This is a genomic window from Martelella sp. AMO21009 (assembly GCF_053484295.1).
The window spans coordinates 14,213-30,933 of record NZ_JBAKFR010000031.1; the positions used below are offsets into that span (position 1 = coordinate 14,213).

The 16,721-nt window shown below is 60.8% G+C and carries 19 protein-coding genes and 1 pseudogene; 7 read left to right on the top strand and 13 right to left on the bottom strand.

Translation table 11 applies throughout. The annotated features are described in order from the left end of the window. Positions 1-114 precede the first annotated feature (114 nt). The 4 genes from pcaG to pcaD are packed head-to-tail and all read right to left on the bottom strand — an operon-like array spanning position 115 to position 2,605. The gene (gene pcaG, locus V6766_RS21490) at positions 115-714 is read right to left on the bottom strand and encodes a protocatechuate 3,4-dioxygenase subunit alpha (protein WP_448470040.1); all 600 of its coding nucleotides are present in this window, start codon (positions 712-714) and stop codon (positions 115-117) included. A 1-nt stretch (position 715) separates the two neighbouring features. Further along, positions 716-1,444: a protocatechuate 3,4-dioxygenase subunit beta gene (pcaH, locus tag V6766_RS21495; protein WP_448470042.1), complete on the bottom strand. Its 729-nt coding sequence runs from the start codon at positions 1,442-1,444 to the stop codon at positions 716-718. Then, positions 1,437-1,823 carry a 4-carboxymuconolactone decarboxylase gene (gene pcaC / locus V6766_RS21500; protein ID WP_448470044.1) on the bottom strand — a complete coding sequence of 129 codons (387 nt, stop codon included), beginning with the start codon at positions 1,821-1,823 and terminating at the stop codon, positions 1,437-1,439. The genes pcaH and pcaC overlap by 8 nt, the downstream gene beginning before the upstream one ends. Next, positions 1,823-2,605: a 3-oxoadipate enol-lactonase gene (pcaD, locus tag V6766_RS21505; protein WP_448470046.1), complete on the bottom strand. Its 783-nt coding sequence runs from the start codon at positions 2,603-2,605 to the stop codon at positions 1,823-1,825. The genes pcaC and pcaD overlap by 1 nt, the downstream gene beginning before the upstream one ends. An 85-nt stretch (positions 2,606-2,690) precedes the next feature. On the opposite strand from pcaD, the gene V6766_RS21510 reads away from it, so the two are divergent. After that, positions 2,691-3,617 carry a LysR substrate-binding domain-containing protein gene (locus V6766_RS21510; RefSeq protein ID WP_448470048.1) on the top strand — a complete coding sequence of 309 codons (927 nt, stop codon included), beginning with the start codon at positions 2,691-2,693 and terminating at the stop codon, positions 3,615-3,617. A 56-nt stretch (positions 3,618-3,673) separates the two neighbouring features. After that, positions 3,674-3,901: pseudogene (locus V6766_RS21515) on the top strand (IS6 family transposase); the annotation flags it as partial. A 175-nt stretch (positions 3,902-4,076) separates the two neighbouring features. Here V6766_RS21515 and V6766_RS21520 read toward each other — a convergent pair. Together V6766_RS21520 and V6766_RS21525 are read right to left on the bottom strand one after the other, a co-directional pair. Continuing rightward, entirely contained in the window at positions 4,077-4,502 is a 426-nt protein-coding gene (locus V6766_RS21520) for a GlcG/HbpS family heme-binding protein (protein WP_448470050.1), read from the bottom strand. Between the two features lie 3 nt (positions 4,503-4,505). Next, the gene (locus V6766_RS21525) at positions 4,506-6,116 is read right to left on the bottom strand and encodes a GMC family oxidoreductase (protein WP_448470052.1); all 1,611 of its coding nucleotides are present in this window, start codon (positions 6,114-6,116) and stop codon (positions 4,506-4,508) included. Between V6766_RS21525 and V6766_RS21530 the strand changes: the two genes are divergently transcribed. Further along, positions 6,057-6,767, top strand: coding sequence for an IS6 family transposase (locus V6766_RS21530; protein WP_448470054.1), 711 nt, complete (start codon positions 6,057-6,059; stop codon positions 6,765-6,767). The genes V6766_RS21525 and V6766_RS21530 overlap by 60 nt on opposite strands. A gap of 76 nt (positions 6,768-6,843) precedes the next feature. Here the strand turns inward: V6766_RS21530 and scpB are convergent, their stop codons facing one another. Further along, positions 6,844-7,545 (bottom strand): SMC-Scp complex subunit ScpB, encoded by a 702-nt coding sequence (scpB, locus tag V6766_RS21535; protein WP_448470095.1) that lies wholly within the window; start codon positions 7,543-7,545, stop codon positions 6,844-6,846. A gap of 2 nt (positions 7,546-7,547) precedes the next feature. Then, positions 7,548-8,501, bottom strand: coding sequence for a DUF1403 family protein (locus tag V6766_RS21540; protein ID WP_448470056.1), 954 nt, complete (start codon positions 8,499-8,501; stop codon positions 7,548-7,550). 146 nt (positions 8,502-8,647) lie between these two features. On the opposite strand from V6766_RS21540, the gene V6766_RS21545 reads away from it, so the two are divergent. From V6766_RS21545 to fic, 4 genes are all read left to right on the top strand, one after another. Continuing rightward, positions 8,648-9,727, top strand: a complete 1,080-nt coding sequence (locus tag V6766_RS21545) for a tyrosine-type recombinase/integrase (RefSeq protein WP_448470058.1) — start codon at positions 8,648-8,650, stop codon at positions 9,725-9,727. An 86-nt stretch (positions 9,728-9,813) separates the two neighbouring features. Beyond that, the gene (locus V6766_RS21550) at positions 9,814-10,080 is read left to right on the top strand and encodes a type II toxin-antitoxin system Phd/YefM family antitoxin (RefSeq protein ID WP_448470060.1); all 267 of its coding nucleotides are present in this window, start codon (positions 9,814-9,816) and stop codon (positions 10,078-10,080) included. After that, positions 10,077-10,499 carry a PIN domain-containing protein gene (locus V6766_RS21555; protein WP_448470062.1) on the top strand — a complete coding sequence of 141 codons (423 nt, stop codon included), beginning with the start codon at positions 10,077-10,079 and terminating at the stop codon, positions 10,497-10,499. The genes V6766_RS21550 and V6766_RS21555 overlap by 4 nt, the downstream gene beginning before the upstream one ends. Positions 10,500-10,708: 209 nt before the next feature. After that, positions 10,709-11,809: a protein adenylyltransferase Fic gene (gene fic / locus V6766_RS21560; protein WP_448470064.1), complete on the top strand. Its 1,101-nt coding sequence runs from the start codon at positions 10,709-10,711 to the stop codon at positions 11,807-11,809. A 161-nt stretch (positions 11,810-11,970) separates the two neighbouring features. Here the strand turns inward: fic and V6766_RS21565 are convergent, their stop codons facing one another. The 5 genes from V6766_RS21565 to repA form a co-directional block, all read right to left on the bottom strand. After that, positions 11,971-12,402 (bottom strand): PIN domain-containing protein, encoded by a 432-nt coding sequence (locus V6766_RS21565; protein WP_448470066.1) that lies wholly within the window; start codon positions 12,400-12,402, stop codon positions 11,971-11,973. Further along, positions 12,402-12,644 (bottom strand): type II toxin-antitoxin system Phd/YefM family antitoxin, encoded by a 243-nt coding sequence (locus V6766_RS21570; protein ID WP_448470097.1) that lies wholly within the window; start codon positions 12,642-12,644, stop codon positions 12,402-12,404. The genes V6766_RS21565 and V6766_RS21570 overlap by 1 nt, the downstream gene beginning before the upstream one ends. Before the next feature lie 94 nt (positions 12,645-12,738). Beyond that, positions 12,739-14,058, bottom strand: a complete 1,320-nt coding sequence (repC, locus tag V6766_RS21575; RefSeq protein WP_448470068.1) for a plasmid replication protein RepC — start codon at positions 14,056-14,058, stop codon at positions 12,739-12,741. A 155-nt stretch (positions 14,059-14,213) separates the two neighbouring features. Further along, positions 14,214-15,200 (bottom strand): plasmid partitioning protein RepB, encoded by a 987-nt coding sequence (gene repB / locus V6766_RS21580; RefSeq protein ID WP_448470070.1) that lies wholly within the window; start codon positions 15,198-15,200, stop codon positions 14,214-14,216. Positions 15,201-15,272: 72 nt separating this feature from the next. Next, on the bottom strand, positions 15,273-16,478 hold the full coding sequence (repA, locus tag V6766_RS21585) for a plasmid partitioning protein RepA (RefSeq protein WP_230721708.1): 1,206 nt from the start codon (positions 16,476-16,478) through the stop codon (positions 15,273-15,275). Positions 16,479-16,721 lie beyond the last annotated feature (243 nt).

Below are 16,721 nucleotides of genomic sequence, written 5' to 3' on the forward strand. Positions count from 1 at the left end.
CGATGCCGATTGATCGCCCGATGCTCTATCGCCCGTGAGGAACAGACGCATCCCTTAAGTTCTTCCGCCCCGCAAGGCCGCGAAACGACGGGAAGCGCAAGCGCCGATCGGCGTTTACATATCCAGAAACACCGTTTCGCCCTCGCCTTGAAGCCGGATATCGAAGCGGTATTTGCCCGCGCCCGTCTTCTTCGCGATCAGCGTCTCCACGCGCGGGCGAAACTCGATGCGGCCAAGGATCGGGTCTTCCGAATTGTCCTCGTCCTCGAAATAGATTCGCGTCTGCAGGCCGATATTGATGCCGCGCGCCACAATCCAGAGCGCAATATGCGGGGCCTGGAGCGCGCCGGAGCGGTGGCGGACGGGGCCAGGCTTGATCGTGCGCAGCATGAATTCCCCGCTCACGGCATCGGCGGCAAACCGGCAGAAGCCGGAAACCTTCGGATCCGCGCCATCTTGGCCGGCGAATTTGCCGTTGGCATCCGGCTGCCAGCTTTCGATCAGCGCATCGCGCAGCGCATAGCCGGTTCCATCATAGACCGAGCCGGAGATCTCGATGATCTCGCCTGCCGCACCCTCCTCGAAGGCTTCTGCACCGAACTCCTCGTCGTAATAACCGGCATTGCCCGCATGGGTCGGCATCATTCCGATATGGACATAGGGACCTGCGGTCTGGGACGCGGTTTCGCGCAGCCTGTTCAGTTTCTGGGTCATGTCACATTCCCTCCAGTCTGTTCTCGAACATGGTCTGGCGCCGGCCGCGCAGCACGATATCGAACTTGTAGGCGAGAAAATCGAGCGGTCGCGATGCGCCAAGGTCGAGTGGCGCAACAAGGCTGTCGAGCTGGCCGCGATCCTTTACGGTGTTGGCGATCGGACAGAGCGGAATCAGAGGGTCGCCCTCGAAATACAACTGGGTGATCAGCCGCTGGCCGAAGCTGTGGCCGAAGATCGACAAATGGATATGCATCGGCCGCCAGTCATTGCCGCGGTTCGGCCAGGGATAGGCGCCGGGGCGGATGGTGAGGAACTGGTAGTAGCCGTTCTCATCCGTCAGCGTGCGTCCGCAGCCGCCGAAATTGGGGTCGAGCGGCGCGAGGTAGCTGTCCTTCTTGTGGCGGTAGCGTCCGCCAGCATTGGCCTGCCAGATTTCGACAAGCGTGTGCGGCACAGCCTTCGCGTTTTCATCCAGCACATGGCCGTGAACGAGAATGCGCTCGCCGATCGCCGGCGCCTCGCCCTTGGTCCAGTTGAGGATCAGATTATTGTCGAGAGCGCCGAAACGGCCATGGCCGAAGACCGGGCCGGTTTCCTCCGTCGGGCCGCTTTCGAGCGAAAGCAGCGGCAGGTTGGGCGAGCGCGTGACCGAGGTCTTGTAGCCGGGGTCATAGGCGGGCGGATGCGCCGCACGGTCGCGCGGGATCAGCGGTCCCAGATCAGTCATCGGATGGATCCTCCATTTCCTTGTATGTCTCCTTGGCGAGTTTCAGCGCGTGGTTGGCGCGCGGAACGCCGGCATAGATCGCAACATGCTGAAACGCCTCCTGCACATCACGCTTGCTGGCTCCGGTGCGGGCGGTGGCGCGGATATGCATCGGGATTTCTGAAAAATTGCCGGTCGCGGCGAGCAGCGCCAGCGTCAGCATCGACCGCTCGCGCGGCGTAATACCGTCCGAGGCCCAGACCGTGCCCCAGGCGCCTTCGGTGATCAGGCGCTGAAACGGCGCGTCGAATTCGGTTCTGTCGGCTTCGGCGCGGTCGACATGGGCATCGCCCAGAACCGCGCGGCGCACCTGCATGCCCTTGTCGTAGCGTTCGTTCATCAACCGGTCCTTTTCAGAAAATCGGCGATCAGCCGCGCCGTCTCGGCGGGTTTTTCGACGCAGGGCAGATGGCCCGCGCCGGCAATGATTTGGAAGTCAGCATTGCAGAGTTCCGCGGTCTGGCGCACCAGATCGGGCGGCGTCGATCCATCCTGATCGCCTGCAAGCGCCAGCACCGGCAGCCTCAGCGCGCGTGTGGCTTCGGTATAATCCGCACCGCTGATCGCCGCGCAGCACCCGGCATAGCCTTCAGCCGGGGTGCGCAGCAGCATGTTGCGCCAGGCCGGAAATTCAGGGGAATCCGTGCGGAAACTCTCGGTAAACCAGCGCTGCAGCACGCCATCGGCCATCGTCTCTATGCCGGGCCCGAGCGCCGTCTCTATGCGGCTCTGCCACATATCTGCTGTGCCGATCTTCGCCGCTGTATCCATCAGCACCAGCGCCTTCACCAGGTCCGGTCGCAGGGCGGCGAGGCCCTGGCCGATCAGCCCGCCAATCGAAAGACCGATGAACGTGATTTCGGAAAGTCCGAGCGCCGCGCAGATGTTTTCCGCGTCGCCGACGAGATCTTCCATGGCGTAGGGGTGTGGCGGCGCATCCGACAGCCCGTGGCCGCGCTTGTCGAAACGCACCAGCCGCAAGCCCTGCGGCAACAGTGGCAGGAGGGCGTCGAACACCCGCATATCGGTGCCAAGCGAATTGGCAAACACCAGTACCCGGCCGGTCCTGGGGCCTTCATCGCGGACATTGATGTACGTATCACCGCTCGAAATCGTCAGCATTTCCAATCCTCCGATCGCAACTCTGCCATAGCCGAAATGGGAATAAAATTATAAAAGAACACAAAATATATAGCTTGAGGGTTATATGATGCTTCATCCACGCCTGCGCCTCCGGCATCTGAACTGCTTTCTGGAAACCGCCCGTCTGGGCAGTCTGTCAGCCGCCGCCGATGCCTTGAAGATCAGTCAGCCGGCGGCCTCGAAAACCATCCAGGAGCTTGAAGAGATGATGGGGACGGCGCTGTTCGACCGCAGCGGCAGACGACTGACGCTGCTGCCGAGCGGGCGGCTGCTCCAGCAATCGGCCGGCACGGCGCTTGCCGAACTGTCGCGCGCCCAGACGCTGCTGCAAGGCGGCGCTGCGAAGACCTTCCGGATCGCCGCCGGCGTGTTGCCGACAGCGGCGAGCGAATTGTTCCCTGATGCGGCCGAGGCGTTCCGCAAGCGCCACCCGGCCGCAACGCTCAGGGTTTCGACCGGCCCCAACTGGCTGCTGCTCTCGCAATTGCGAGAGGGCGCGCTCGACATTGTCGTGGGGCGCATGCCACCGACGGGTGGCGGCCACGGCCTCACCTTCCGGCAATTATACTGGGAGCGCGTCGTGCCGGTGATCCGGCCCGGCCATCCCCTGGACGGACGATCCTGGTCGGCGGAGGATTTTCTGCGCTTTCCGCTGATGCTGCCGCCGTCAGGCGCGGTGATCTACGCCTCGGTGCGCGCCTTCATACAATCGCTGGGGCTCGCCATGCCGACGCCCGCCTATGAGAATGTCTCCCATACCTTCGGCCGCCGCGTGGTCGAAACCTCCGATACGATATGGTTCATCTCGCAAGGTGTGGTCGCAGCCGAGCTTTCGGCGGGATCGCTGACGGTACTGCCGGTTCGCAACGAACTCCTCGGCGGTCCCGTCGGCATCTCGCTTCGGGCAAACGCTTCCGTTTCGCGCGAGCTCCATGTGCTGATCGAAGAGCTTGAAGCGATCGCGGGGCCTGTCGCAAATTTTCGTGCTTAACCTTATATTGACCATCGGAAGAGATTTTGACGCTCCAGATGTTGCGGAGCGTACCGATGATTTTGAATGCGATAGCGGAAAAGCTGAAGCGCCAGGCGAAGGATGATTTCAAGGGGTGGTATTTTGAGGCACGGTTGATCTTGCAGGCGGTTACCTGGGACCTGTGATATCCACTCAGCTATCGGGACCTGGAAGATATGTTCCGGGAGCGCGGTTTCGAGGTGGATCACAGCACAATAAATCGGTGGGTATTGGCCTCCGCGCCGATGATTGAGAAGCGGCTCGTCTGGGTTTCATCATGATCTTCATCCTTGCTGTTGAAACACAATAAAACGGATGTCTCCCAGGTCCCTACATTTCTACAGGCTGGTCGAAATGCCAGCCTTTTAACATTGTCATCTCCCAAAATCTCAAGAGATGATTATCGGTCGTCGGTTAGCGAAGAGTTTGCAACAGAACCTACTCGAAACCCATTGCCTTTAGAGCTTCAGAAGCAATCTCGATGTCCTCGTCCTCCGTCCCGCCTGATATGCCGATTCCGCCGATGACGTGTTCATCGGAGCAGACAGGAACTCCGCCGCCCCAGACCAAAAACCTCGGCCGCCCGGTCATGCCCATCGCCAGCGAAGGGGTGGATGTGATGTGTGCGTGGAAATCGCGTGTTGCCGCCCCGGTGACGGCAGCCGTGTAGGCCTTCTCAGAGCAGAAATCGACAATCGGTGCGCCAACCCCGTCCATTCGCAGAAGCGCCATGGGTGCACCTTCGGCATCGGTCACACAAACGCCCACAGAAAGCCCCCGTGCCCGCGCGGCTTCTATCGCCGCCCGGGCGAGTGCCTGCGCAGCTTCGGCAGTGATCGTGTGCTTGGCAAGGGAAACCTGCATTGTTTACTCCTTAAGGGTAGCGGGGGCTGGCGCCGTTTTTTCCCGGATCATATCTGCCGCCTTCTCCGCAATCATGATCGTTGGTGCATTGGTATTGCCGGACGTGATCGCGGGCATCACCGAGGCATCGACCACATACAGCCCTTCGGTCCCATGCACCTTCAAATTTGCATCAACCACGGCTTCAGGCCCCTCTCCCATGCGGCACGTGCCGACCGGATGATAGACCGTCTTGACATAGTCGCGAATGTAATCGGCAAGAACCGCATCGGGTGCATCGTCACCTGCATCAAGAATGAGTTCCCGCTCTATGAGTGCGGCCATCGCCGGCATTCTGGCAATCCTGCGTACAAGTTTCAGCCCGCGCACCAGCGTTGCAACGTCCCGATCATCGGCAAGCGCATTGGCAACGATCCTGACCTGTGCGGAAGGATCAGACGAACGCAGGAGAACCTCGCCGCGCGAATGAGGCCGGATGTCGCACGGTGCAATCGAGAAACCATGCCCCTCGGGCGGGGCGCGTTCATGATCGGGAACGAAGATCGGAAACGAATGGATCTGAACATCCGCGCGTCCGGCAGCGGTCGTGTCTGCAAAGGCAGCGACTTCACCAACATTGGATGTCAAGAGGCCGGTGCGCGTGAGCAGCCATTGCAGGCCATGACGCGCAGCCTTCAATCCCTTGTCCTGCCCGAGCAGGCTGATCGGTTCACGGGTGGCGTAATAATTGGGAGCCTGGAGGTGATCCTGATAGTTTCGACCGACCGGGAGGTCGCGCACAACGTCGATACCGTGCGCTGCAAGCTGCGCGGCGGGGCCGATCCCGGATAACATCAAGACCTTGGGCGATCCCATCGTGCCGGCGCTGATAATGACGGCCTTTGACGCCCGTGCCTGTTGCCGGCCACCCTTCTGCCAGACCACGCCGGCAGCGCGGCCATCCTCGATAACAACGCGCTCGACGGTCGCCTCAAGCTCCAGGCGAATCTGGCCACGCGACATCGCCGGCCGCAGAAACGCACGTGCCGTCGATGCGCGCTCGCCGCCGCGCTGTGTAACTTGAAACCAACCCACGCCGAGCTGCGTCTCTCCGTTAAAGTCGTGGTTATACGGCAACCCCGCCTGTTGGGCTGCCAGTACAAAGGCCGCGTTGATCGGATGCCGATGAGGGATATCGACCACCGATAGCGGCCCCTCCGTGCCGTGATAGCGATCCGAGAGCCTTTCATTCGCCTCCGAACGGATAAAATAGGGAAGCACGTCGGCATAGGACCAACCGGGTTGCTGCCAGTCGTCAAAATCCTGCCGATCGCCTCGAATATAGATCATTCCGTTGATAGACGATCCGCCACCCGGCATACGCCCCTGAGGCACATGGATCCGCCGCCCCTTGGCGCCTGGCTCCCGTTCGGAGACATAGGGAAAGGTTCTTGCCGTATCAAAAAGGCGAACAAACGCGGCGGGCGCACGGGTGGCAAAGACGCGTTCATCAGGGCCTGCCTCGGGCATCGTCAACTTAACGGAATGTGGAAGTTGATGTGTGAATAACGGGCCATGACAGGCCGTGATCCCCTTTATCGCCGCCACCGGTTTCCAGCCGAGGTGATTGCTCATGCCGTCTGGCTCTATCTTCGTTTTCCACTCAGTCTGCGCATGGTCGAAGACCTGCTGGCGGCGCGTGGGGTCATCGTTTCGCACCAGACCGTACGCCTCTGGGTGGAGAAATTCGGCAGGCATTTCGCCAATGATATCCGGAGGCGATCCGCCGGCAGGCTCGGCGACAAATGGTACCTCGATGAGGTCGTCATCTCCATTGGCGGCAAGAAACACTGGCTGTGGCGGGCTGTCGATCAGGATGGCTTCGTTCTCGACGTTCTGGTGCAAAGCCGCCGCAATGCCAAGGCCGCCAAACGCCTGATGCGAAAGCTTCTCAAAGGCCAGGGGCATGCGCCGAGCGTCATGATCACCGACAAACTGCGATCCTATGGCGCGGCAAAGCGCGATATCATGCCCGACGTCGAGCATCGCTCGCACAAAGGCCTGAACAACCGGGCGGAGAATTCCCATCAGCCGACACGACGGCGAGAACGGGTCATGAAGGGTTTCAAGTCAGCCCGACATCTCCAGCGGTTCGTTTCGATTCATGACCCCGTCGCAAATCTCTTTCACATTCCACGCCACAATATTCCATCCGATCATCACCGCGAACTGAGAGCCGCAGCCATGCAGATGTGGAATGAGATCGCACGCCTGCAGGCAGCATAAGCGAGAGCGGAGGGCGAAGCTTTTGACCGGGGTCTTTTAACTTTACGATGCCCGCCCGAGCCCTCCGGCAACAGCCCTACTCCTCCTCGCCATCGCCCACGGTCGCCATCGCTTCCTCCTGGACTGCGGTTCTGCTGAGCAACCCGGCATCCTCGAGCGCTTCGATATCCGGCAGATCGCGCAGCGTCTCCATCCCGAAAACGGAGAGGAAGTGCTTGGTCGTGACGTAGGTGTAAGGCGCTCCGGGGGTCGGGCTGCGGGGACCGGAGCCGATGAGGACGGCATTGCGGAGCGCGCCAATCGTGTCGCGGCTGACCTCCTTGCCGAAGATTTTGCTAAGTTCGGCGCGGGTGATGGGCTGGAAGTAGCCGACGGCCATCAGCACCATGGATTCGAACTCGGACAACATCGTTGCCGCGCCGCGTGTCGGAGCATTCGAAGCTTGTATCGCATCGGCGTAACGCGAATGCGTTCGGTGTTGCCAGCCGCCGGCGACCGGGACGATCTCGTAGGGCCGGCCAGTGAACTCCTGCTGGAGATCATCGATCAGCAGGTCGATGCTGCAGTCCTTGCCGACGACGCGGGCGAGCGTCTCGCGGGTGACTGGCTCGGCGGATGCGAAGATCACCGCCTCAACCCGGAGCATCCATTCGCGCCAACGCAGATCAGGCGGCAGGGCCTCGAGTTCCCGATCAAAGAGGCGCTCGCCTCCTGCCTTTCGATCTGCGGCATTCGCTTTCTTGCGGCGGGACGGCCTGTTATCTGCTGCTCCGGTCATGGTCACAATCCAAAAATCCGGAAGGAGGAACGGCCGGAGAGCTCACGCACGGCGCCAAAACCTTCGAGCCGTTCGAACAGGCGCGAGGCGGCCCAGCGGGAGAGATTGCTGCCGGGGGCGCTCGCCGGCATGGCGTCCTCCTCCAGCAGTTTCTGAATGACAGGCCCCGCGCCCTTGGTCCGCACCTTCGGGGCCACGGTCACAAGAACATCCGCCCGACGTGCGATCGCGTCTGCGGTCCGCAATGCAGCCCCGGCCCCGTCGGCAAGCGCCAGGCAGACGGCGCGGGGGAACGCCGGTTCACCCGGGCGCACGCGTCCCCTGCCCCCAATGGTCCGGAAGGACGAGCCGTAGCGCTCCGCCATCAACAGCGGCACGGGCCGGTCCCACTTCAGCAGGGTTGCGATCATCATGTCGGCCATCGCCCAAGCGAGCGGCTCGGCATCCGGGCGGACGGCAAGGATCGCGGTCACAAGGTCGGTGGCCACGAAGGGAACGGCCCGTCCGGTCTGACGCGCTGTATCCGCCAGCTCCGGGAGAGCGGCGAGCTGGTCGTCAAAGGCGAGCCCCATCAGATCGGCAAGATCGGCGACCTGTTTTACGGAAAAACCGGGTTTTCGGGTGGCGAGCCTTTTGTAGGCCAAAACCATCTTGCCAGCGGGGCCCGGATCGTCGCCGGCGGCGGTGAGTAGAACGGCGTCGCGCAGCGCCGCCTCGTCCTCGTTGCGTCCGATCAGGCGGATGGCGGATGCGGCGCATTTCAGGGCCTGACGGGAACGCCAGCAGCCGGCCCAAGCGGGTTCCGATCGGACAAGATCATCGAGCGATTTCAGGGCGATACCGGCGGAGAAGGCGGCATCGGCTTCGGTGGCATCGCGTCCGCGCGGACTCGTCCATCCCAGCATGGCCGCGGTGGGCGTGACGGTGTTGGCAGGTGTGGTTGCGCGCGAATCCATAGCACCGAAGCTACAGGATAAGAGCAGTTAATGCCATTGAATTCGACACAAACCGCACAGCTTGTCTTTTTCATATTATGATTGATAATCTTGCATTATCGTTCATAATGCTCATTATAAAGAAAAACCCCATTTTGAGGCCCTCGATGACCGAAAACGACGCCGATCCGCACGACAGCCCGTCTCTCGACACGGGCGCCGCCTATGAATTGCAGCCGGCGGGGACTTCGGGCGCGCTGACGGGGCATCTTGCGCCGCTGGTCGAACGCGCCCGCGGTTACGTCGACGCCTCGAGCGCGGCCAATACGCGGCGCGCCTATGCCGCCGACTGGGCGCATTTTTCAAGTTGGTGCCGGCGCAAGGAGCTTGCGACCCTGCCCCCCGATCCGCAAACCGTCGGGCTCTACATCACGGCGCTCGCCGCAGGCGAAGCGGCCCCGCGGGCAAAGCCGAGCGCGGTCTCCACCATCGAGCGGCGGCTATCGGCGATCGCGTGGAACTATGCGCAGCGCGGCCTCGTGCTCGATCGCCGCGACCGCCACATCGCCACGGTGCTCGCCGGCATTCGCAATCGCCATGCGGCCCCGCCGCGCCAGAAGGAGGCGATCCTGCCCGAGGAACTGATCGCCATGGTCGAAACGCTCGACCGCGGAACACTCCGGGGTCTGCGCGACCGCGCCATGCTGCTGATGGGGTTTGCCGGCGGGTTGCGCCGCTCGGAAATCGTCGCGCTCGATTGCGGCCGCGACCAGACGGAAGACGGCAACGGCTGGATCGAAATCCTCGACAAGGGGATGCTGGTAACGCTGCGCGGCAAGACCGGCTGGCGCGAGGTGGAAATCGGCCGCGGCTCCTCGGATCTCACCTGCCCGGTCGCCGCGGTCGAGACCTGGCTGAAACTCGGCAGGATCGGCCACGGCCCGCTGTTCCGCCGCGTCACCGGCAGGGGCAAGGCCGTCGGGGCGGACCGGCTGAAGGATCAGGAGATCGCCCGCCTCATCAAGAAGACCGTTCTTGCCGCCGGCATTCGCGGCGAACTGCCCGAGGCCGAACGGATCAAACTGTTCTCCGGTCACTCCTTGAGAGCGGGCCTCGCCTCCTCGGCCGAGGTCGACGAGCGCTACGTCCAGAAACAACTCGGCCATGCGTCGGCCGAGATGACGCGGCGATACCAGCGCAGGCGCGACCGGTTCAGGGTCAATCTCACAAAGGCGGCGGGGCTGTAGACGCCGTCTCTACTCCGGCGACGCTTGCGGTCCATAAGCCGGTGATTTATATAGTCATCATAATCATTCTGGTCAGGAGGCGCGCAATGCAGCCCGTATCGCACGATGAAAAGAACTGGACGGTCGCCAAAGCAAAAGCAAAGCTTTCAGAGGTGATTGAGCGTGCGCAATCCACGCCACAAACGATTACTCGCAACGGAAAACCAACAGTCGTTGTCGTCTCCGCCGAAGAATGGCAGCGGAAGGTCGCGCGCAAGGGGACGCTGGCCGAGTTTCTGATGGCCTCCCCGCTGCATGGCGCCGAGATTGATCTGGACCGCCAGGGCGACGAACCGCGCGATCTATCGCTGTGAAGCTCCTGCTCGACACCAATGTCCTCTCGGAAGTGACGAAACCGCGTCCGGAAAGCCGCGTTCTTGCGTGGCTCGATGAGATTGACGAGGATCGCTCCTTTATCAGCGTCGTGTCGCTTGCCGAAATCCGTCGTGGTGTCGCGCTCATGGACAGCGGGCGAAAGCGCGATGCTCTTGCAGATTGGCTTGCCAACGATCTGCCGCAACGTTTCGAACACCGCGTGCTTGCGGTGGACGAAGCCGTGGCTTTCGCCTGGGGCGACCTGATGGGGGACGCAAAGCGTCGTGGCCGCGCTATGTCATCGATAGACGGGCTGATCGCGGCCACGGCAAGAGCAAACGACCTCGTCCTTGCAACGCGTAACGTCAAGGATTTCAAGGACCGTGGCATCGACCTCATTAATCCTTGGGCTGGGTGATTTGCTATTCAAATTTCAGAATCCTTCAGCCCGGCCCTATTTCTTCAGAACAGACTGCTAGGCTTTTCGGTAACCTCTGCGTCTGATCCCCCGACTTGCGCAGCGAAAAACATGTCGATAAAATTACTTTCCATCGACATGTTTGACTGTTATGTCGATGACAGCGACATAACCGTTGCAATGTGTCGATCAGAACGGGAGCTCGCGACATGTCATTTCAACCGGACACGCCCTATAACGCGCTGCCTCCCCTTCCCCCGCGCGAAGACGTGGAGAGCAAGGCGGTGCTCAAGGCCTGCATCAACGCACGAGCGGCGCTTGCGGAGCTTCGCGTTTCCGGACAGCTCATCCCCAATCAGTCCGTGCTCATCAACTCGATCCCCTTGCTGGAAGCGCAGGCGAGTTCCGAGATCGAAAACATCGTCACCACAACAGACCGGCTGTTCCGCTTTGCCAACGAGCCGGCGGAGCGGGCCGATCCCGCCACCAAGGAGGCGCTCAGATATCGCACCGCGCTCAATGAGGGTTTTCAGTCTCTGAAGACCCGACCGGTCTCGACATCGACCGCCGTTGCCGTCTGCCGCACGATCAAGGGCGTCGATCTCGACATCCGCACCACGCCGGGCACGGCGCTGATGAACGAGGCGACTGGCGCCGTTATCTACACGCCGCCGGAAGGCCAGGCCCTGCTGCGCGACAAGCTCGCCAACTGGGAACGATACATCCACGATGCCGAGGAGATCGATCCGCTGATCCGGCTCGCCGTCATGCACTACCAGTTCGAGGCGATCCATCCCTTCATCGACGGCAATGGCCGCACAGGGCGCATCCTCAACCTGCTCTATCTGGTCGACAAGGGTCTTCTGGATATCCCGGTGCTTTATCTCAGCCGCTATATTATCGGCCACAAGCGCGCCTATTACGACCGGCTGCTGGCGGTGACCACGGATGGCGCATGGGAAGCGTGGATCCTCTACATGCTGCAGGCCGTGCGCGAGACGGCGGACTGGTCGACCGCGCGCATCCGCGCCATTCGCGATCTGCTCGACGAGACCGCCGCGCGTATCCGCCGCGATCTGCCGAAGATTTATTCGCGCGAGCTGGCCGAGGTGATCTTCGTCAATCCATATTGCAGGATCAGCGATCTCGTACAGGCCGGCATCGCCAAGCGCCAGGCCGCTTCGGTCTATCTGAAGGCGCTTGTCGAGGCGGGATTGCTGCAGGAGATGAAGGCCGGACGCGAAAACCTCTATATCAACCCCGCCCTGCTCACGCTTCTAAGCGACCGGACGCCGGTTGCGGGCGTCTGAACGCGCGCTGTCGCGGAGCGAACTGGCCGATTCAGGCTGGAAGTTTGCTCTATTGTTCGATCCGATAATTGGCGCGACATTCTATTTGGATTTTTCGTGCGAAGAGCGCGGCACACGTTGAGAACCGGAATGCCCTGCGCTGGCTTCTGAAAAAAAGCAAGTCACTTCGGCAAAGACTGAAACGGATCGTGAAACGGGACGCCGAGCGGCGCGAAATGGCGGATATTGCGGGTCAGGATCGTCAGCCCATGGGCCTTTGCCGTCGCGGCAATGGCGATATCGGCAAAGCCCGGCTGGTGCGCGCGGGCGGCATCCGTGATCTCGCCGGCCGCGTGGGCGCAGCGAAGATCGAAGGGCAGGATTTTGTGTCCGTAGAGATATTCAATGCTCTGCCACCACGCCTGCAAACGCTCGGCTCTCATCCGCGCATGCTCCCGCTCGGCCTTGGCAATACCGGCGCGCACCTCGGCAGCCGTCACTGCCGACAGAAAAAGATCGTCGCTCCTTCTGTCAAGCCACTCGATCAGCGCTGTTTCACGCCCGTGCCTGGAGGGTGCGAGCGCCGAGATGACATTGGTATCAACAAGATACATCAGAGCGCGGAGGTCCTGCCGGGCTTGTCACTGCGCTCGTCGAGCGTGTCTTCATCGCCCGGATAGGCAGCCAGAAGTCGGCCGAAACTGGGCACGTGGGCGAGCTTTTCGTATTCCTCATAGGACAGGATAACCACTTCCTTGCGCCCGCGCCGCGTAATTACCGACGGTGTGCCATGCACGGCCTGATCGACAACAGCGGAAAACGTCGCCTTGGCATCTCTGAGCTGAATTTCCTTCATCACTGCCACCTGGTTTGTAACCACTGTAGTCATATATAGTCTTCCCGCGGGCTTTTCACAAGCGACGCACCTCACTGTTTCACGTTTCGTGGCCTCATCGCGGCGGCTTTTTCATCGACCTTGCGAGTGCGGGTGAGACCGTTAGACCGCTGTCGCGACCGCCCTCCCCTGCGCTATCGTCATCGGGTTTTGGCGGCGGCGGGCTGTTTCCGGCCTCGATCCGGGCCCTCAACAGCGCCATCACCATCGGCCAGACGGAGAATTGGCCGTCCCTCGCCCGCTCCGTCAGGTTGCGCAGATAGCCGCCGGGGCTGATGATCTCGTTGCCGCGCTGATAGATCGCGGCAAGGGTGATCGCGGCCTGTTTGTCGCCCATGATTTCGGCCGCCTCCCGCCAGGCGCTGGGACTGACGCCTAACATTGGCCGGGCGATCTCGACGATGCCCAGAAACTCCCGCCAGTTGCGGATGGAGCCGTTCTTCGCCAGATCCCGCCAGCCTTCGCAAGCGTCCAGCACCAGTGCCAATGGCATTTCCCGCTTCGGCAGGCTGTGCAGGTTGTCGGTTTCGCCGGCGTTGCCGCTCGCTTCTGATTTATTTCCGGAGCCGTATTCAGATTCAAATTGTGAGTCTGGGTTTGAATTTTGTTTGTGGCGCTCAGCATGAGACTCATTGGCGCTCGTTTTTTGCGCATTTACGTGATTTTCCAATGTCTCACGCACTTCCTCATGCAGCAGAGCCAGGGCATCGCAAATATCCTCCGCGATCGCCAGGTCAGGGACGCGCGGAAGCCGGTAGATGATGTCGCGGTAAACACGGCCCATCTTCGCCCAGTCGCCCGGAACGCCCTCATCGAGCCCGGTCTCGATCATCTTGACGATATCGCGGCGCAGAAGCGTCAGCCGTTCCCTCGCGCATTTCAGCGCCCGCCGCTCCTCTGCGATCGTCTCGGCCATCGCGGCAAACTCCTCGGCCCGGGCAACCAGCGGCGACAGGTCGAAGCCATAGGCCTGCTCCACCTGCCCTCCCCTGCCCTTGCGGGCGAAGCGCTTGCCGTTGGGGCTGTCGCGACGGATGATCAGGCCGCATTCGACCAGGACCGCCAGATGACGGCGCAGCGTTGCCGGCGAAATGCCGTTGGCGCGGGCGATCAACTGCTCGTTGGAAGGCCAGACCACGAAGCCGGTTTCCTCCGAAAGCTCGTTTTCGGGATAGAAGGTCAAAAGCGCATTCAGGATCGCAAGACCGCGATCGCTGGCCCCGAGCGCAGCTCTGGCCTCGCGCACAGTATGAAACAGTTTCCATTTGTTGAGCCGCGCCCCTTTGGGGGCTTCCCGCGCCACTTTCTGGCTTGAAAGCATCGCGAGCGACATCGGCCGCCGCCCAAAGGGCGTCGTTGTCATCGCATTGTCCATGGTTCACCTCTCAAAAAGGCAAAAGAAATCCCATCCGCAGCTCACGGAATGAACTGCGCCACTTGACTGGGACGGCCGGAAATGCGAATCAGTAGGTGCTAGTTACAAATCGGCTTCCGGACGCTTGTCGTTTGGGGGCCTTTTTCTTTTGCGCGTTATCCTTTCTTCTGCTGACGTTGAAATTCTTCGTAAAGCTCTTCCAACTGGGCGGAAAGATAGGTACCAAAGGCATCCGCATCCGTGGCCTTGAGTGAAAGAGAAAAACCGTTTGCGGCGTGCTTTGTGGTCACGCTCATCTTGTTCTCGCCCAGCGACCATTTTCTTTCGCTGACATTCTTCGGCCTCGCCCGCCTTCCCTTGCGCTTCAGCTCCTCAAGCAGCGCCAGGCACCGCTCCGGTGAGCCGAGCTCCTGAAAACGACCCTCCCCCATGAACTGACGCGCCTGTTCCAGCTTCGCCGGCGGCAGCAGCAAACGTTTTAGCTCATCCCAACGATCGCGGCCGATCCCTTTGGCCGCCCCGATCTGTTCGAGAATGTCCGTCGGGATGCCTTCCACGATCGAAAGCATGCGCGAAAGCATGGCGTTATCAATGCTGAGCGCCTGACGGATGGCCTGCCTGTCGATGCCGGATTGCTGCAGCCGGCTGGCAAACAGAGCCTTTTCGATAAAGGAGAGATCCGCTCGCGCCGTGTTCTCCTGTCCCTGGGCCACCACATGCGCAAGCTCCTCGAGATCGCGAATAATCGCACGTACTTTGATGCCAAGCGTCTTCGCCGCCCGGGTGCGGCGATGACCATAGACTAGGATGAAGCGGCCGCTGACGTCAGGATTGGGGCGCACAAGAATCGGGGAAATCTGCCCAGCCTCACGGATGGCTTCAACGAGGACATTCAAAGCTTCGCCATCTTCCTCGATGCGATCGACATAGGGTGATGGATCGATATCGTTCGGGTCCAGCATGACGACCGTCTCGCCGTCCTGGACACGCAGCGAATTCTCCGCCATTTCCTCAAGCGATAGCAACATCGAGCGCGATGCGCCGCGCAAAGCATATGCGGAGCGCCCGTCTTGCCCAGCCTCGGGCTTATCGCTGGCCTCTTTCGGGTTTATGACATGGTTCAAAAGGTGCTTGCGTGCCATATCAGTCCCCCCGATCGCGTGACAAGTATTTGAAGATGCGACAAAAATCTTCTGTTCGTACGGCTGGCAACATCACTTGCGTCCCCATGCCTGGTGGATGAGTTCGGCAATCTCTCCATTGACGTCGTTTAGGCAGCCGATCGCACGGTCATAGGTCGTTCGCGTGAACTGTACACGCTCGACCTCGTAGAGCGTCTGCTTGGTAATGCCTGCATCGGAAATGGCCGTGGACTTGACCATGTGGTTCTTGAGCATCCTGCTCCCGAACATCGCCTGCATAAAGCCGACCATCTGTGCCTGCGGTCCGTCTGTGGGCTCATAGCGGGTCACCAAGTAGCGGAACCAGTTAAGCTTCACGCTGGCGCCTACGCCGCGAATTGAATCAAGAATGCCGCCCAGCATCAGCAGGAACTGGCTCATTGACAGAATATCGAGCATCTGCGGATGCACGGTAATCAACACCGAGGTGGACGCGGTCAGCGCCGTCAAGGTGAGGTAGCCCAGCTGGGGCGGACAATCGATCACCACGACATCATAATCTGCCTCAACCTCCTTCAGCGCCCTGGTGAGGCGGGTAAAAAAAAGTCGACCTTCCTGGGACGACCGGTCGGTGGCGGCAAGCGGTGTCTCATATTCATATTCCTGCAGCTCGAGATTGGCCGGTACGATATCGAGCCCGGGAAAGTTGGTAGGGCGGATGATCTCGCTGATCGGCTTGATCTGGTCATCATACCGCAACGCCTCAAATAGAGAGGGCGAATTGTCGAGCTCCGGCTGGATGCCGTGCAGCGCAGTCAGCGAAGCCTGCGGATCGAGATCAATCGCCAGAACGCGATGGCCGGTGAGGGCGAGATACTGGGCAAGGTGGGCCGTCGTGGTGGTCTTGCCGCTGCCGCCTTTGAAGTTGACCACAGAGAGAATTTGCAGATCGTCACCTGGTCGACGATGAGGCACATAAAACTTGTCGGAGCGACCGTTCTTGTCCAGAAACCGGCGCAGCTCCAGGATTTGCTCGGCCGAATACGAGCGGCGGCCGGAGGCTGAAACGACGGGCGAGGGGCCCTTGCCCTCCAGATGCAGTTTCTTGATATGGTTCTGGGTGACGCCGAGAAACTCCGCGACCTCGGCGATACCGAAGAGCCGCAGTCCCTTCTGTGCATTCGGCGGGAATTGCTCGATGCGCAGCAGATCGAGCTTATCCGAGATAAGCTTCCCCTGATCAAGGATCTCGTCGGCAAAATCGGTTTTGCCGGTGTTTGCAACAGATTGTGTCGTCAAGGAATCACTGCCATCGACTCGGTTAATTCTCTAAGAACGCTTTTTATACGAACAACGGTCAAAAAGCGTTATTAGTATGGACCGATTCGTTGAGCGTGCAAGGCATTTTTAGTTAACGAGAGGTTAATGCATTGCCGGGCCGGATACGGGGTGAGTACCAATTGGCTCAGCACCGCCCGTCACGGGTCGAACTATCTAAAATCCCCGTCAGACATACACCCGAAACAAAACGGCAGAATTCCT

Coding starts and splice junctions, on each gene's coding strand:
- pcaG (WP_448470040.1), bottom strand. CDS start 714: ATGACCCAGAAACTGAACAGGCTGCGCGAAACCGCGTCCCAGACCGCA.
- pcaH (WP_448470042.1), bottom strand. CDS start 1,444: ATGACTGATCTGGGACCGCTGATCCCGCGCGACCGTGCGGCGCATCCG.
- pcaC (WP_448470044.1), bottom strand. CDS start 1,823: ATGAACGAACGCTACGACAAGGGCATGCAGGTGCGCCGCGCGGTTCTG.
- pcaD (WP_448470046.1), bottom strand. CDS start 2,605: ATGCTGACGATTTCGAGCGGTGATACGTACATCAATGTCCGCGATGAA.
- V6766_RS21510 (WP_448470048.1), top strand. CDS start 2,691: ATGATGCTTCATCCACGCCTGCGCCTCCGGCATCTGAACTGCTTTCTG.
- V6766_RS21520 (WP_448470050.1), bottom strand. CDS start 4,502: ATGCAGGTTTCCCTTGCCAAGCACACGATCACTGCCGAAGCTGCGCAG.
- V6766_RS21530 (WP_448470054.1), top strand. CDS start 6,057: ATGACAGGCCGTGATCCCCTTTATCGCCGCCACCGGTTTCCAGCCGAG.
- V6766_RS21525 (WP_448470052.1), bottom strand. CDS start 6,116: ATGAGCAATCACCTCGGCTGGAAACCGGTGGCGGCGATAAAGGGGATC.
- scpB (WP_448470095.1), bottom strand. CDS start 7,545: ATGACCGGAGCAGCAGATAACAGGCCGTCCCGCCGCAAGAAAGCGAAT.
- V6766_RS21540 (WP_448470056.1), bottom strand. CDS start 8,501: ATGGATTCGCGCGCAACCACACCTGCCAACACCGTCACGCCCACCGCG.
- V6766_RS21545 (WP_448470058.1), top strand. CDS start 8,648: ATGACCGAAAACGACGCCGATCCGCACGACAGCCCGTCTCTCGACACG.
- V6766_RS21550 (WP_448470060.1), top strand. CDS start 9,814: ATGCAGCCCGTATCGCACGATGAAAAGAACTGGACGGTCGCCAAAGCA.
- fic (WP_448470064.1), top strand. CDS start 10,709: ATGTCATTTCAACCGGACACGCCCTATAACGCGCTGCCTCCCCTTCCC.
- V6766_RS21565 (WP_448470066.1), bottom strand. CDS start 12,402: ATGTATCTTGTTGATACCAATGTCATCTCGGCGCTCGCACCCTCCAGG.
- V6766_RS21570 (WP_448470097.1), bottom strand. CDS start 12,644: ATGAAGGAAATTCAGCTCAGAGATGCCAAGGCGACGTTTTCCGCTGTT.
- repC (WP_448470068.1), bottom strand. CDS start 14,058: ATGGACAATGCGATGACAACGACGCCCTTTGGGCGGCGGCCGATGTCG.
- repB (WP_448470070.1), bottom strand. CDS start 15,200: ATGGCACGCAAGCACCTTTTGAACCATGTCATAAACCCGAAAGAGGCC.